At 67.0% G+C, this 13196-nt stretch carries 12 protein-coding genes and 1 tRNA gene; 4 read left to right on the top strand and 9 right to left on the bottom strand.

Annotated features, from left to right (window positions below; all coding sequences use genetic code 11):
- Positions 1-550: 550 nt before the first annotated feature.
- From ettA to K8O92_01635, 4 genes are all read right to left on the bottom strand, one after another.
- Entirely contained in the window at positions 551-2227 is a 1677-nt protein-coding gene (gene ettA, locus K8O92_01620) for an energy-dependent translational throttle protein EttA (protein ID UAK32754.1), read from the bottom strand.
- A 79-nt stretch (positions 2228-2306) separates the two neighbouring features.
- Positions 2307-2807 (bottom strand): single-stranded DNA-binding protein, encoded by a 501-nt coding sequence (locus tag K8O92_01625; GenBank protein UAK32755.1) that lies wholly within the window; start codon positions 2805-2807, stop codon positions 2307-2309.
- Positions 2808-2967: 160 nt separating this feature from the next.
- On the bottom strand, positions 2968-3888 hold the full coding sequence (locus K8O92_01630) for a serine/threonine dehydratase (protein UAK35377.1): 921 nt from the start codon (positions 3886-3888) through the stop codon (positions 2968-2970).
- A 44-nt stretch (positions 3889-3932) separates the two neighbouring features.
- Positions 3933-5966, bottom strand: a complete 2034-nt coding sequence (locus K8O92_01635) for a cytochrome c oxidase assembly protein (GenBank protein UAK32756.1) — start codon at positions 5964-5966, stop codon at positions 3933-3935.
- Positions 5967-6168: 202 nt separating this feature from the next.
- Here K8O92_01635 and K8O92_01640 point away from each other — a divergent pair.
- Together K8O92_01640 and K8O92_01645 are read left to right on the top strand one after the other, a co-directional pair.
- Positions 6169-6242: transfer RNA gene (locus tag K8O92_01640), tRNA-Arg, on the top strand.
- Positions 6243-6511: 269 nt separating this feature from the next.
- Complete coding sequence (locus tag K8O92_01645) at positions 6512-7330, top strand: class II glutamine amidotransferase (GenBank protein UAK32757.1); 819 nt, start codon at positions 6512-6514, stop codon at positions 7328-7330.
- 85 nt (positions 7331-7415) lie between these two features.
- Here K8O92_01645 and K8O92_01650 read toward each other — a convergent pair whose 3' ends face one another.
- Positions 7416-8093 (bottom strand): DUF4389 domain-containing protein, encoded by a 678-nt coding sequence (locus tag K8O92_01650; protein UAK32758.1) that lies wholly within the window; start codon positions 8091-8093, stop codon positions 7416-7418.
- 461 nt (positions 8094-8554) lie between these two features.
- Positions 8555-8875: a hypothetical protein gene (locus K8O92_01655; GenBank protein ID UAK32759.1), complete on the bottom strand. Its 321-nt coding sequence runs from the start codon at positions 8873-8875 to the stop codon at positions 8555-8557.
- A 388-nt stretch (positions 8876-9263) separates the two neighbouring features.
- On the opposite strand from K8O92_01655, the gene K8O92_01660 reads away from it, so the two are divergent.
- Positions 9264-9794, top strand: a complete 531-nt coding sequence (locus K8O92_01660) for a DUF4254 domain-containing protein (GenBank protein ID UAK35378.1) — start codon at positions 9264-9266, stop codon at positions 9792-9794.
- Here K8O92_01660 and K8O92_01665 read toward each other — a convergent pair whose 3' ends face one another.
- From K8O92_01665 to K8O92_01675, 3 genes are read right to left on the bottom strand one after another with little or no spacing between them, the layout of a single operon-like run.
- The gene (locus K8O92_01665) at positions 9795-10109 is read right to left on the bottom strand and encodes a hypothetical protein (GenBank protein ID UAK32760.1); all 315 of its coding nucleotides are present in this window, start codon (positions 10107-10109) and stop codon (positions 9795-9797) included.
- Positions 10110-11258 (bottom strand): acyl-CoA desaturase, encoded by a 1149-nt coding sequence (locus tag K8O92_01670; protein UAK32761.1) that lies wholly within the window; start codon positions 11256-11258, stop codon positions 10110-10112.
- A gap of 19 nt (positions 11259-11277) precedes the next feature.
- Positions 11278-12399 (bottom strand): ferredoxin reductase, encoded by a 1122-nt coding sequence (locus K8O92_01675; GenBank protein UAK32762.1) that lies wholly within the window; start codon positions 12397-12399, stop codon positions 11278-11280.
- Between the two features lie 143 nt (positions 12400-12542).
- On the opposite strand from K8O92_01675, the gene K8O92_01680 reads away from it, so the two are divergent.
- The gene (locus K8O92_01680) at positions 12543-13190 is read left to right on the top strand and encodes a TetR family transcriptional regulator (protein UAK32763.1); all 648 of its coding nucleotides are present in this window, start codon (positions 12543-12545) and stop codon (positions 13188-13190) included.
- Positions 13191-13196 lie beyond the last annotated feature (6 nt).

Consider the following 13196-nt stretch of genomic DNA (forward strand, 5'->3'; position numbering starts at 1 on the left):
TTCCCTTCCTGGATCGGGGTGTTCACCGCGACCGCGCAGTTCGCCGCCCGTGTGCCGAGATCGTGCGGACGACCTCGGGCACAGCACAGGAATCGGACCCGCGAACGTTCAGGTGAGCGCTACAGGTCGTATCCGCGGCGGCAGGGGCGCCGCACCGGTACCTCGGGTCAGCTCGGCCACCGCGTCGGCGGTCGAAGCCACCGGTTGCTCGAACTGCGCCTGCGCATTCACGACTCCCACCCTAGCGAGCTACGCGCGGGTAGGTGTCACTCCTGTTCCGCGTTGCCGATAAAGACTCATCGAGCTGCCCCACCGAGGCGCTCCTCCCCCCGTTTTCCCCGTCGATTTCTGGCGTCATCGCCCACACGATGCGTCAGCAAACGCCAGGCAGTGGCCGGCTCCGAGCCCGATGAGGCAGGCTGCCAACTGCGATCCGGCGGACGCATGACACCCGCCGGACCCCGGACGAATGCGAAGTCCGGTCTGCGGCGAGGCGTCCTGGGCCGGGTGGGTGCGGCCTGTGCCCGCACCCACCCGCCGAGGGCCGGGCTCAGCCGCGGGTCAGCTTGCGGTGCGTAACCCGGTGCGGGCGGGCCGCTTCCGGGCCGAGCCGCTGGACCTTGTTGGCCTCGTACGCCTCGAAGTTGCCCTCGAACCAGAACCATTTGGCCTCGTTGTCCGAGTCGCCCTCCCACGCCAGGATGTGGGTACAGGTGCGGTCGAGGAACCAGCGGTCGTGGGAGATGACCACGGCGCAGCCGGGGAACTTCTCCAGCGCGTTCTCCAGCGAGCCCAGGGTCTCCACATCGAGGTCGTTGGTCGGCTCATCCAGCAGGATCAAGTTGCCGCCCTGCTTGAGGGTCATCGCGAGGTTCAGCCGGTTGCGCTCGCCACCGGACAGGACGCCCGCGGGCTTCTGCTGGTCCGGGCCCTTGAAACCGAAGGCGCTCACGTAGGCGCGCGACGGCATTTCCTGCTGGCCGACCTCGATGTAGTCCAGACCGTCGGAGACCACCTGCCAGACCGTCTTCTTCGGGTCGATGCCCGCGCGGTTCTGGTCGACGTAGCTCAATTTGACCGTCTCGCCGACCTTCACCTCACCGCTGTCCGGCTGCTCGAGCCCGACGATGGTCTTGAACAGCGTGGTCTTCCCGACGCCATTGGGCCCGATCACGCCGACGATGCCGTTGCGCGGCAAGGTGAACGACAGATCCTTGATCAGCTGGCGGTCACCGAAGCCCTTGTCCAGGTGCTCCACCTCCACCACCACGTTGCCCAGGCGCGGGCCCGCGGGAATCTGGATCTCCTCGAAATCCAGCTTCCGCATCTTCTCGGCTTCGGCCGCCATCTCCTCGTACCGGCCGAGGCGGGCCTTGTTCTTGGCCTGCCTGGCCTTGGCGCCGGAACGCACCCAGGCGAGTTCTTCCTTGAGCCGCTTCTGCAGCTTCTGGTCCTTCTTGCCCTGCACCTCGAGCCGCGCGGCCTTCTTCTCCAGGTAGGTGGAGTAGTTGCCCTCGTACGGGTAGGCACGGCCACGATCCAGCTCGAGGATCCACTGCGCGACGTTGTCCAGGAAGTACCGGTCGTGGGTGACCGCGAGCACGGCGCCCTGGTACTGCGCCAGGTGCTGCTCGAGCCAGTTCACGCTCTCGGCGTCGAGGTGGTTGGTCGGCTCGTCGAGCAGCAGCAGATCGGGCTTGCTCAGCAGCAGCTTGCACAGCGCGACCCGGCGGCGCTCACCACCGGAGAGGTTGGTGACCGGCTCGTCCGGCGGCGGGCAGCGCAGCGCGTCCATCGCCTGTTCGAGCTGGGAGTCCAGGTCCCAGGCGTCGGCGTGGTCCAGATCCTCCTGGAGCTTGCCCATCTCCTCCATGAGCTCGTCGGAGTAGTCGGTGGCCATGAGTTCGGCGATCTCGTTGAAGCGATCCAGCTTCACCTTGATCTCGCCCATGCCCTCCTCGACGTTGCCGCGGACGGTCTTCTCCTCGTTGAGCGGAGGTTCCTGCTGCAGGATGCCGACGGTGGCGCCGGCGGCGAGGAACGCGTCACCGTTGTTCGGCTGGTCCAGTCCGGCCATGATCTTCAGCACGCTGGATTTACCAGCGCCGTTCGGGCCGACGACGCCGATCTTGGCGCCGGGAAGGAAGTCCAAGGTGACATCGTCGAGCACGACTTTGTCGCCGTGCGCCTTGCGAACCTTCTTCATTTGGTAGATGAACTCAGCCATAAGTCAAAAGCCTATCGGTGCGGGAGATGAAGGGACGAAGCAGAGCTACCCTGCCGCCAGGACGAAACCGGTCGTGCGATCACGCGTCGACAGGCTCGGGTGCGCTGCCGCGAGGCGGTGCCGAACCGGCGGCTGCCACATTCTCCCCCGGCGCGTCGCCGACCGGCACCCGACCTTCAGCGCTCGACCCCCCGGAAGTATTCCGCGACGGGGGCATATCGGACAGCCGCGTCAGTTGCGCCGCACAGCGGGACAGGTCCGGGCCGACCACGGAGGCGCGCATCTCCAGATCCCGTCGTTCCACGCCGTCTTTGCTACGGTACTCGTGCGAGCGCAGCTGACCGTAGGCGATGATCGGATCGCCGCGCCGCAGGGACGCGTCGACTCCCGCCACCAATCGACGCCAGCAGCTGACGGTGAGATACAACGTGCCGTTGTCCACCCATTGCCCCGACGCGTGATCCAGCCGGCGAGAATTGCTCGCCAGACGGAAGGTGACCACCTGCTCGCCATTGGTCAGGTCCCGCTTGACCGGATGGGTGGCGATCGTCCCGATCACGGTCGCGTTGGCTTCGTACATGGTTACGCCCCTTCACACTCGGCTCCGGGCCTGCCCGGAGTTCCTCCCCCTCCAGGAGGGCTCCTCCAGGGTGCGTCCAATTCCGGGGCGCCGAGCAGACCCGTCCGGAAATGTGCACAACTCCCCGAAGTGTGAAAATCATCGCTTTCACGCCGTGCGATCAGAACACCGCCACGTCGGTGTTGGCGCCGCAGAGGACGACCACCGGTCGCTCGTCCGGCGCGGGGACATAGGCGCCGCTGTGCAGGGCGGCCAGGGCGACGGCGCCGCCCAGTTCGACCAAGATGCGGAATTCGCGCCACAGATACTCACGCGCCGCGCTGATCGCGTCGTCGCTGACCAGCAACGACCGCACCCCGTGTCGGCGGGCGAGGTCGAAGGCTATTTCACCGATCCGCGTGGGACCCAGCGAATCGACGGTGATACCGGTCCCGGCGATGTCGACGGGACCGTCCGCCTCCGAAGCCGCCCGCAGGATCGCTGCGCCCTCGGGCTCCACCCCGATGACCTGCTGACGGCGCCCGACCGCGGCCGCGATCCCGGCGATCAGTCCGCCGCCGCCCACCGCCGCCAGCACCGGCGGCCGCCCACGTACCTGCTCTTCGAGTTCCAGCCCGACCACCCCCACGCCCGCGACCACCGCGGGCAGGTCGTAGCCGTGCAACAGCAACGCGCCGCGTTCGGCGGCCAGTTCGGCCGCGTGCCGCATGGCCTCGGCGTAGGTGGTGCCGCACCAGAGCACTTCGGCGCCGTGTGACCACATCGCGGCGACCTTGGTGTGCGGCGCGGTCTCCGGGACGACGACCGTGCAGGACTTGCCCAGCCGTGCGGCGGCCAGCGCGGCCGCGATGCCCGCGTTGCCGCCGGATGCGATCACCACCTGATCGACGCCGTCGCCCGACTCCAGCAGCGCGTTCAGACTGCCGCGCACCTTGAACGTCCCGCCGTGCTGGAGGTGCTCCAGCTTCATCGTCACCGGCACCGGGCCGGACGGGCTCGCGACGGAGGTATGGAAGACCGGCGTCTTGCGGATCTGCCCGGCCAGCCGCTTGCGTGCGGATCGCACGTGCGACCGCTCCACCCGCCCGACCGGTCTGTGTGGGGAGACCGCGGTGGCGCGTTCACTCACTTACGCACTTCTCCATCTCGCTTGGCCAGTTCGGCGAACATGGCGTTGTGTGCGGCGAGTGCGGCGTCGTTGTCGCGTACGGCGGCTCGATCGGTGCATTGCGCGAGCCGCTGGTCGCTGCGCGACCATTGGATCAGCAAAGCCAGCATCACCACCACCAGAGGAACCTCACCGCTCGCCCAGGCGAGACTGCCGCCGGTGCGCTGGTCGCCGAGCAGATCGCCGTTCCAGCCCAGACCGAGGCCGCGGTAGAACCAGCCACCGAGCACCGTGGTCATGCTCATCAGCGCGATGCCGAAGAACGCGTGGAACGGCAGCGAGCCGAACACCATGGCGAGCTTGGTCAGCGGCTCCACTTGCCTCGGCTTGGGATCGATGCCGATCACCACCCAGTAGAACAGGTAGCCGCTGAGCAGGAAGTGCAGGTTCATCAGCAGGTGCGCCGCGTGCGAGTCGGCGTAGGCGTCGAAGATGCCGCCCAGATACAGCGCGTAGAACCCGGCGACGAAGATCGCCGAGGCCACGATCGGATGGGTCAGGAAACGCGACACCGGGTTGTGTACCGCGGCCAGGAGCCATTCCCGCGGTCCCGGCGCTCCACCGCGCCCCGCGGGCGGCAGCGCGCGCAGCGCCAGCGTCACCGCACCACCCAGCGCGAACAGGATCGGCGCGAGCATCGACAGCGCCATATGCGCCCCCATGTGCACGCTGAACATGGCAGGCGAGTACCGGCCGACTCCGGAGCAGGTCGCGACCAGCAGCACCACGCAACCGGACAGCCAGGCGAGCGTCCGCCCGGCCGGCCACGCGTCGCCCCGCGCTCGTAGCCGCCGCACGCCGAGCAGGTACAGCAGCGCCAGCACGAGCGACAGCGTTCCGAAGATCAGATCGAAGCGCCAGTCGAACAGCAAACGAGCGACGCTCGGCGGCCCAGCCAGGTCGTAGCCCAGTTCCACTTCCACGGGGTTCGGGACGGAATCCGGGGGTGGCGGCGGCGTGCGTCCGAGTCCGACCGCGAGGCCGATGGTCGCGGCGAAGATCAACACCTCCACGCCCGCGTACCGGACCAGCGCGGCGCGATCGCGGGGATCGGCCGCGAGCGCGGGCAACGCGGCGCGGCGCTGCAAGTAGCCGAACACACCGAGCAGCGCCAACGCGGCCGCCTTGGCCAGCACCAGCCTGCCGTAGGTGCTGGTGAACAACTCGCCCGGGGGCACGCGGACGAACGCGTTGATCACACCGCTGACCGCGATCACGCCGAACGCGACCGTGGCGGTCAGGGAGAAGCGCCGCGTCGCCACGTCGGTGTACGCGCCGCCCCGCAAGGCGTGCGCCAGCACCGCGAACAGGCCGCCCACCCAAACGGCGGACGAGATCAAATGCAAGATCAGGCTGTTGGTCGCCACGTCGTGCGACCCGCCCGAGGAGGAATGCCCGGTCAACGCCAACGGCATCATGGCGGCGATCGCGGCGCCCAGCAGTACCGGGGCCCAGCCCCAGCGCAAGGCCAGTCGGCAGCCCACCGCCACGATCAGGGCGAAGACCACGGTCGTGCGCCAGGCTCCGGCCAGCTCGATCTGGTCGATCGCCCGCCAGAGACCCTCCGGCCGCAGAACCTCACCCACCGGCTGACCCGTGGTATCCGAAACCGTCAGGGGCACCAGGAGCGCGGCGCAGCATGCCCAGACCAATGCGAAGTTCGACGCTCGCCGCACCGCGCGGTAGCCCCCGACGTCCAGCAATCCGTTCGGCTGCGGTGGTACGAGGAAGGCCGCGAAGAGCAGGGAACCGACCGTCAGCGCCGCCGACAGGTCCGCGAGCGCCCGGATCGCGGGCAAGCCGTAGGTGGTCGCCACGCCCGGGTCGGGAATGCCGAGCAGGCTCAGCGCCTGCGCCGCCGACAACCCCACCACCAGCGCCGCGACCACGGCCGCGAGGGCGCCGGCCAGCACGGTGACCGTCGCGAACGTCGCCCCGGACCGGGAGGCCGCGGCTTCAGGCGCGGCGGACGAGGTGGCGGCGGAGGACATACGACTGAGCGTAGTTCGGCGAGTATTGCGTGGCCCGGTCGGGTTTGTACCGATATTGTTGGCCGCGGATCACCACGGGCACGTCACCTACTGTCTCGGGATGGCTGAAACGTTGCTAACGCTAAGAATATGGCCACCTGGACGGTCGCTATAATTGGCCCGCTGGACAGCGCGGCCAATGTCGGCCATCGTGGAACCCGCTGCCTCCGTAGCTCAGTTGGATAGAGCAAGGGCCTTCTAATCCCTAGGTCGCAGGTTCGATTCCTGCCGGGGGCGCAGCACACTGGAGACCCGCAACTTTGCGGGTCTCCAGTGCTATTACCCCCCGAGCGCGAAGCTCAAACACTTCGAAATCTCCCTCTGCGTACGAGGAAAGAAGCCGCGCTCCCACCGCCCTACCGCTCGACTTGCGAGCTGGTTGCGGGATGGGTGGACCCGCCGCCGCGCCCGTGCCGAACGGGCTGCCCGGGTGCCGGGCGAACGGTCTGAGCAGATCCGCCCGCCATCTCCGCTCGATCTGCTTCAATCGATGGATGTGCAGGTGGATGGCTTATTCGGGTGAGCCGATCCGGGCCGAGGACCTCTTGTTCCGGCCGAAGCACTCGTTGATCGACCAGAGTTTGCACTCGCGGCTCGGCGCGACGACCACGAACGGCGACGGCTTCGGGATCGGCTGGTACGGCGAAGGCACACGACCGGCGGTGTTCAAGAACATCGAACCGGCATGGAACGACCGGAACCTGCGCGAGATCGCCGCGCAGGTGCGCACGCCGCTGTTCTTCGCGCACGTGCGCGCGTCGACCGGGACCGCGGTCCAGCGCAGCAACTGCCACCCGTTCCGGCACGAGCGGTGGTTGTGGATGCACAACGGAGCGCTGCGCGGCTTCCACGAGATCAAGCGCGATCTCGTCACGGCGATCGACCCGGTCCTGTATCCCGATATCGAGGGCTCCACCGACTCGGAGGTCCTGTTCTTCCTCGCGCTCACCTTCGGCCTCTTCGACGACCCGTTCGGCGCGGTCGCCCGGGCGGTCGGGTTCGTCGAGGAGGTCGGCCGGGAGCACGGCGTCGCCGATCCGGTGCAGATGACCGTCACGACCACCGACGGTACGTCGATGTGGTTCTTCCGGTACTCCAGCGAGCGGCAGTCGCGGTCCTTGTTCTACTCCACAGATATCGGAACACTGCGGCTGCTGCATCCGGAGGTCGAAGTCCTCTGGGAGCTCAGCATGGAAGCCCGCTTCGTGGTCTCCGAGCCGCTGCGCGACCTGCCGGGGGCGTGGAAGGAAGTGCCGGAATCGGCAGCCGGTGTCGTTCGTGCCGGTCACGAGGAGGTCAGGGCATTCCAGCCGGTGGCTCCATGACCCGCCTGTGCGGGCCGGCGGCGGTGTCGCAACGAATCCGCCCGCCGAGTCAGCGGGCGGATCGGGTGGCACAGCGGCATCGGGTTCACTCGGACTCGCGAGCTCCCTGGTCGAGACGGAAGGGCGGGTACTCGTCCCGCATCAGGCCGGCGTACGCCTGGACGCGAATGACCCAGCGGTTGATGCCCATGACGAAGTCGTAGACGCCCTGGGGGTACCGCGCCGTGAACAGCAGCGCGATCAGCGCGACGAGCAGCAGGACGCTCAGCAACGAGATCGAGCCACCGCTCCAGTCGTCGCCATCACTCATCCCGAGCGCGATACCCCCGCTCACTGCCGCGGCGACGATCAAATAGTGCGGAATGGCCAGCAGCCACCACTTCACCAGCACCAGACCGCGGTGCAGCGACTCCGGGTAGTCGATCTCCAGGTCCGCCGGGTATTCGGCGTTCGGCCGCAGACTGAACGGCGGATACTTGTCGGTGCCGAGCACCGAGAGCGCGTAGAAGACCACCCGCCATCCCCAGCGCATGACGCCGACATTGAAGTCGAACAGGCGCCGCGGGTACTTGCCGGTGACAAGGATCGCGAAGAAGGCGACGATCGTGAGCACCGCGTACGCGATGTGCAGGAAGAACAACACGATGTAGTGCGGAATGGCTAGTAGCCACTTGACCAGCCACATCCACCGCGACAACGCGGGGTCCAGATCGCCTCGAACGCGAATCGGCGCGGTCGGTACGACGGGCTTCTCTGGTTCCATGATCAACGCTCCTCCGGTTGTTGTGATTGAAGTCACAACCAGTACAGGTGAGCTGATTCTCTCGCATTCAACCATTCTCGAACGGCACCATCCGATACCGACATGCCAACGAATCGGGGTGCGCGGCGGCGTGGTCATGGGGGTGCGTACCGGCCGATGGCTCGCTTCGATCACTGCTGTGTCCGGATGTGGGCTTCGCCCATGATGTTTCGATGTCCTTCCGCGCGGATGCGCTGTTCGCTCCGAGATCCGCGTGGTGCGACTCCGCCAGGCGACGCAATGACGGTCGGCGTACCGACAGCCTTCACACGCGCTGTCACAAACAATCCGTATATCGAATTACACTGCGGCGCACGATGTTCAGCACAACCGTTCACCGGGGCGGACGATGGCAGAGCGAGGATGCGCGTACCGGATCGGTGGCACTCCTCGCCGCGCTCCAGCTACGACGGACGGCCCGGTCAGGCGGGCCCGCTCGACTGCGCCGAATACAGGCTGACCTCGCCTTCTTCACTGAGGAAGGCGTTGACCAGCATGGTGCGGGTGGCTCGCAATTCCTCTTGATCCGGCGCTGCGGTGGTGATCGAGATCTGCGGGATGACCGCCCAGTTGACCACGTAGCGCTCCGGCGGGCCGTCGTCGTCGGACAGCCGGGCGAGACGGAAGACCGAGACGGTCTTGCGGACGATCAGATTGCGCACGACCTCCGCGATTCGCTCGGGGTCTTCCAGCGCGAACATGAAGCCGAATGTCAACTCGGGCGATGACACGTAGGCGGGCACGAACACCGAGGCTAGCGGATCGGGCTGCGACGCGCAGCGGTCGCATCGAATCGGTTGCCGCGCATGCGCTCGGTGAATTCGAAGACGTACCACCACGGGGCGGGTCCGGGTGACCGATCCGTAACGGAACATAACGATTTCCCGGCAGCTGCCGGATTCGTACACCAGAGTATTGCGCGGGTTCGGCTACCGCGCTTTCCTGAAAGTGTCCCGATTTTCTCGGACCGTCTTCTCTCGCATCGTCGCGGATTTCCCGGTTTCTCTGCCGTGCCGGTGGAACGTGGGATGGCAGCCGGGTGCGGGACTGCGCCGGAGCCGAGGGGCGCCCCTCCCGAAATCCCCCTCGGCCCTGGCGTACCCAGGATTCATCGTGTCGCAGAGGTATGCCATGCACACCGAATACGCTCAGCGCAGTTTCGGCACCGAAGAGCTGCCGTCGTCCGCGGCGGTGCTTCGCGCGATTCGCGAACCCGGTGAGAATCAGCACCGGCACAGCGTGCTGCACGCGGCGCGCGAACTCGTCGACTGCCACGAGCGACGGCAGCGGGCGCTCGAACGAGCACACGTCCCGGGGGCGTCCAACACCCTCGTCGCGGCGTGCAGCCAACAGGTGGACGACATCGACGGCTGCCGCGCCGAATGGATCGGACGTATCGACGCGTGGGTCGCCGCGAACGTGCCGCACCGCCAGGGCGCATCCCTGCACACCGAGACACTCGGCGCGGTCATCGATCGGATCGCGGCGAAATGGGTTGCGGCTCGGCGCTATTTGGGCGACGAGGTCACGCCTGCGCCGGGTGCCGCGCAGGTGGGCGGGGAAGCCCACCTGCGATGGACCCGGCTGGCCGAACTGATCGACGGCTATCAGGATCTGATCACCGACGTCATCGAACACCGGCGCAGGCTGCCGGTGTGGTGATCAGCGCGGCTCTTCGACCCCCGGCTCGACGACCTCGGCGTCGAGGAACCCCTCCGGCTCGCCGACCGGCGGCTTCGTGACCGTGGCCTCGGTCTGGTCACCGAGGTCGCGATCGGGATCCTGCTGCTCCGCGTCCCGACGAGCCGCGGCCGCCGCCTCGTTCATCTCGATCGCGTCGGTGATCCACTCACCGATCTCCCGGGTGACCTCGGCGACGGTGCCCGTGATGATGTTGGCGATATTGCCGACATGCCGGGCGCCGGAGGACGTCAATTCCTGAATGAGATCCTTATTGCTTTCGAATTTCCCGATCATTCACACGCCCGCTTCGCTCGCCTTCGGCTGTCGCATCACGATAACACCGGGAGACGGCTCGCTCTCGACCCAGCGAGGCGGCAGTGCCAGTTTGAAGATCTTCTTCCACACCGAGCCGATCTGCTTACCGAGCGGGCCGGCGTTGTACGGCAAACCGTACTTTTCACACAATGCGCGCACGGTGGGCGCCATCTCCGGATAACGGCTCGCGGGCAGGTCCGGAAACAGGTGGTGTTCGATCTGGTGCGACAAATTGCCGGACATGATGTGGAACAGCTTGCTTCCGGTGATGTTCGCCGAGCCGAGCATCTGCCGGATGTACCACTCGCCGCGGGTCTCGTCCGCGGTCTCCTCCTCGGTGAACGTCTGTACGCCGGTCGGGAAGTGACCGCAGAAGATGATGGCGAAGGCCCACACGTTGCGCACCAGGTTGGCGGTGGCGTTGCCCGCCAGCGTGTGGAAGAACAGCGGACCGGTCAGGGCGGGGAACACCAGGTAGTCCTTGAGCACCTGCCTGCCCGCCTTGCGCCACTGGCCCAAGAGCAGCTTCTTGACCTCGGGCCACTTCTTCTTGCCCGCCAGGATGTTCTCGACCTCGAGGTCGTGGCCCATCACGCCCCACTCGAACAGCATCATGAGCACGAAGGCGTACAGCGGCTGCCCGAGCCGCAGCACGTTCCACTCCTGGGCCTCGTCCATACGAAGGATGGAGTAGCCGATGTCGCGGTCCTTGTTGTGGATGTTGGTGTAGGTGTGGTGCAAGTAGTTGTGCGAGTGCTTCCACTGGTCGGCCGGGCAGACCGTGTCCCACTCGAACACCCGGGAGTTCAGCCCGGGCTCGCGCATCCAGTCGTACTGGCCGTGCATGACGTTGTGGCCGATCTCCATGTTGTCCAGGATTTTCGACACACTCAGCGCCGCCACCGCGGCCAGCCAGACCGGCGGAAGGAAGCCGAGATACATCAGGCCGCGCCCGGCGATCTCGAACCCGCGCTGCGCCTTGATGATCGAGTACAGGTATTCCCGGTCACGCTCGCCCAGATCGGCGACGATCGCGGCGCGCAGTTCATCGAGTTCCCCGCCGAGTTCCTCGATCTGGTCCGGGCTCAGGACCAGCGGTCCGTTCTCGGTTTCGGTCAGTATGGTCATGATTGGCTCCCCTTCTTAATCAGATGTCGACCTCGACGTCGCCGACCGGCGCGCTGATGCACAGCTGGATCGGCTGGTCGGGGTCACTGTCGGTTTCGCCGGTGCGCAGATTGCGCGTGCAGCCGGAGCGGCGTACCGCCGTGCAGGAGAAGCAGATCCCCATGCGGCAGCCGTACTCGGGACTCAGTCCGGCGGATTCGGCCTGCTCGAGCAGGCTGGCGCCGTTGTTCTGCGCGCTCAACCCGCTGGCCGAGAAGCTCACCGTGCCATGAGCGTCCGCGGTGTCGGCCGGTGCGACCGACAGCGTGAACTCCTCGGTGTGCAGCCGGTCTTCCAGCTGCTCGGCCTGATAGATCGTCCGCACCGCGTCCATCAGCGACTGCGGGCCGCAGACATAGGTCTGCGCGTCGGCGAACCAAGGCGCGACGCGCTCCAGTTCGTCGTAGTCGAAATATCCGCCGGTCTTCGGACGGGCCAGGTCCACCCACGGCGCGCCGGGGTCGACCCGTGGCGCCACGTCCTGCGCCCGATGCGGATACCGCAGCTCGATGCGGAAGTTCGGGTGCCGCTGCGTGATCGCGTCCAGTTCGGCTCGGTGCGGCAGCACCCCGGGCGACTTCGCGTAGTGCAGGAACACGACCTCGCCCGGATGGTTCTCCTCGGCGAGCGTGCGCAGCATGGACAGCACCGGCGTGATGCCGCTGCCGCCGCTGATCAGCAGCATGCGCTTCGGACGCGGCTCGGGCAGGCGGAACACGCCCTCGGCGGGCGTCAGGTCGACCACCATGCCGGGGGCGGCGTGGTGGTAGAGGAACTGCGACACCAAGCCGCCCGGATGCGCCTTCACGGTCAGTTGGATGTGGCGATCCCGACCGCCTTCCGGATTGACCGGCGAATAGCACCGCGTGTGCCGCACGCCATCGATCACCACGCCGATCTGGACGTACTGTCCTGCGACGTGGCCTTTCCACTGCCGCGTCGGGCGCAGCGTGAGCGTCACCGAACCCGGCGCCGAGCGGCGCACATGGGTGATTTCGGCCCGCATGTCCCGCACGGTGAGAGTGGGACGGACCAGCTCCAGATACCGGTCCAGCGGGTGTGGCGAGGTCAGGGTCTGCACCAGGTTGATGAGATCCACCATTGTTCTCCGTGCCTCTTGTCGGGCTGACGACGTGCAATCAATTTTCAGTGCACGTCTGTACACTAAACTAGTGTGACGGATACCCGGGGTTAGGTGTCAACCGGCGAAACGTGTGACTCGAACTACATCTATGGATAGGTCGAATGGTGAACGGATGTATGCTCACCGGAATGAGCGAGCAGGCGGCGACCCGAGGCGAGCGCAAGGAGCGGACCAGGCAGGCACTGCTGGACGGCACCCTCGCGTTGGCCGCGGAGCGCGGATTCGCCGCGCTCAGCCTGCGGGAGATCGCCCGCTCGGCAGGGATCGTGCCGACAGCGTTCTACCGGCATTTCGCGTCGCTGGAGGACCTCGGCGCCACGCTGGTCGATGACGGCGTCACCGCACTGCGGCTGGCGTTGCGCGAAGTCCGCCGCAACGCCGAGGCGAGCCTGTCGGACACGGTGCGATTCGTGTTCGCGCAGGTCGGCCCCAAGCGCGATCTGTTCGGTTTCCTGACCAGGGAGCGCCACGGCGGGTCGGCGGCGCTGCGCACGGCCATCGCGCGGGAGATCCACCTGATCGTGCGGGAACTCGTCGCCGATCTCTCCCGGATCAGGGCCCTGGACTCCTGGACCCCGCGGGACCTGGAAATCGCCGCCGACCTGATGGTCACGACGGTCACCGACGGAATCGCCGCCTACGTGGCGGCGGCGCCGCGCCAGGAGCAGGCGATCATCGACCGCACCGTTCAGCAGATGCGGTTGATCGCACTCGGCATGGGCAGCTGGCGGCCGCCGAACCGGCGCTGATCCGGC

This window comes from Nocardia asteroides, assembly GCA_019930625.1.
In the GTDB taxonomy this organism is placed as follows: Bacteria; Actinomycetota; Actinomycetes; order Mycobacteriales; family Mycobacteriaceae; genus Nocardia; species Nocardia sputi.

What these genes read in the sequence shown, in the direction of transcription:
- ettA (UAK32754.1), bottom strand. Translation starts at nt 2,227, where the DNA reads ATGGCTGAGTTCATCTACCAAATGAAGAAGGTTCGCAAGGCGCACGGC.
- K8O92_01625 (UAK32755.1), bottom strand. Translation starts at nt 2,807, where the DNA reads ATGTACGAAGCCAACGCGACCGTGATCGGGACGATCGCCACCCATCCG.
- K8O92_01635 (UAK32756.1), bottom strand. Translation starts at nt 5,966, where the DNA reads ATGTCCTCCGCCGCCACCTCGTCCGCCGCGCCTGAAGCCGCGGCCTCC.
- K8O92_01645 (UAK32757.1), top strand. Translation starts at nt 6,512, where the DNA reads ATGGCTTATTCGGGTGAGCCGATCCGGGCCGAGGACCTCTTGTTCCGG.
- K8O92_01650 (UAK32758.1), bottom strand. Translation starts at nt 8,093, where the DNA reads ATGGAACCAGAGAAGCCCGTCGTACCGACCGCGCCGATTCGCGTTCGA.
- K8O92_01660 (UAK35378.1), top strand. Translation starts at nt 9,264, where the DNA reads ATGCACACCGAATACGCTCAGCGCAGTTTCGGCACCGAAGAGCTGCCG.
- K8O92_01665 (UAK32760.1), bottom strand. Translation starts at nt 10,109, where the DNA reads ATGATCGGGAAATTCGAAAGCAATAAGGATCTCATTCAGGAATTGACG.
- K8O92_01670 (UAK32761.1), bottom strand. Translation starts at nt 11,258, where the DNA reads ATGACCATACTGACCGAAACCGAGAACGGACCGCTGGTCCTGAGCCCG.
- K8O92_01675 (UAK32762.1), bottom strand. Translation starts at nt 12,399, where the DNA reads ATGGTGGATCTCATCAACCTGGTGCAGACCCTGACCTCGCCACACCCG.
- K8O92_01680 (UAK32763.1), top strand. Translation starts at nt 12,543, where the DNA reads ATGGTGAACGGATGTATGCTCACCGGAATGAGCGAGCAGGCGGCGACC.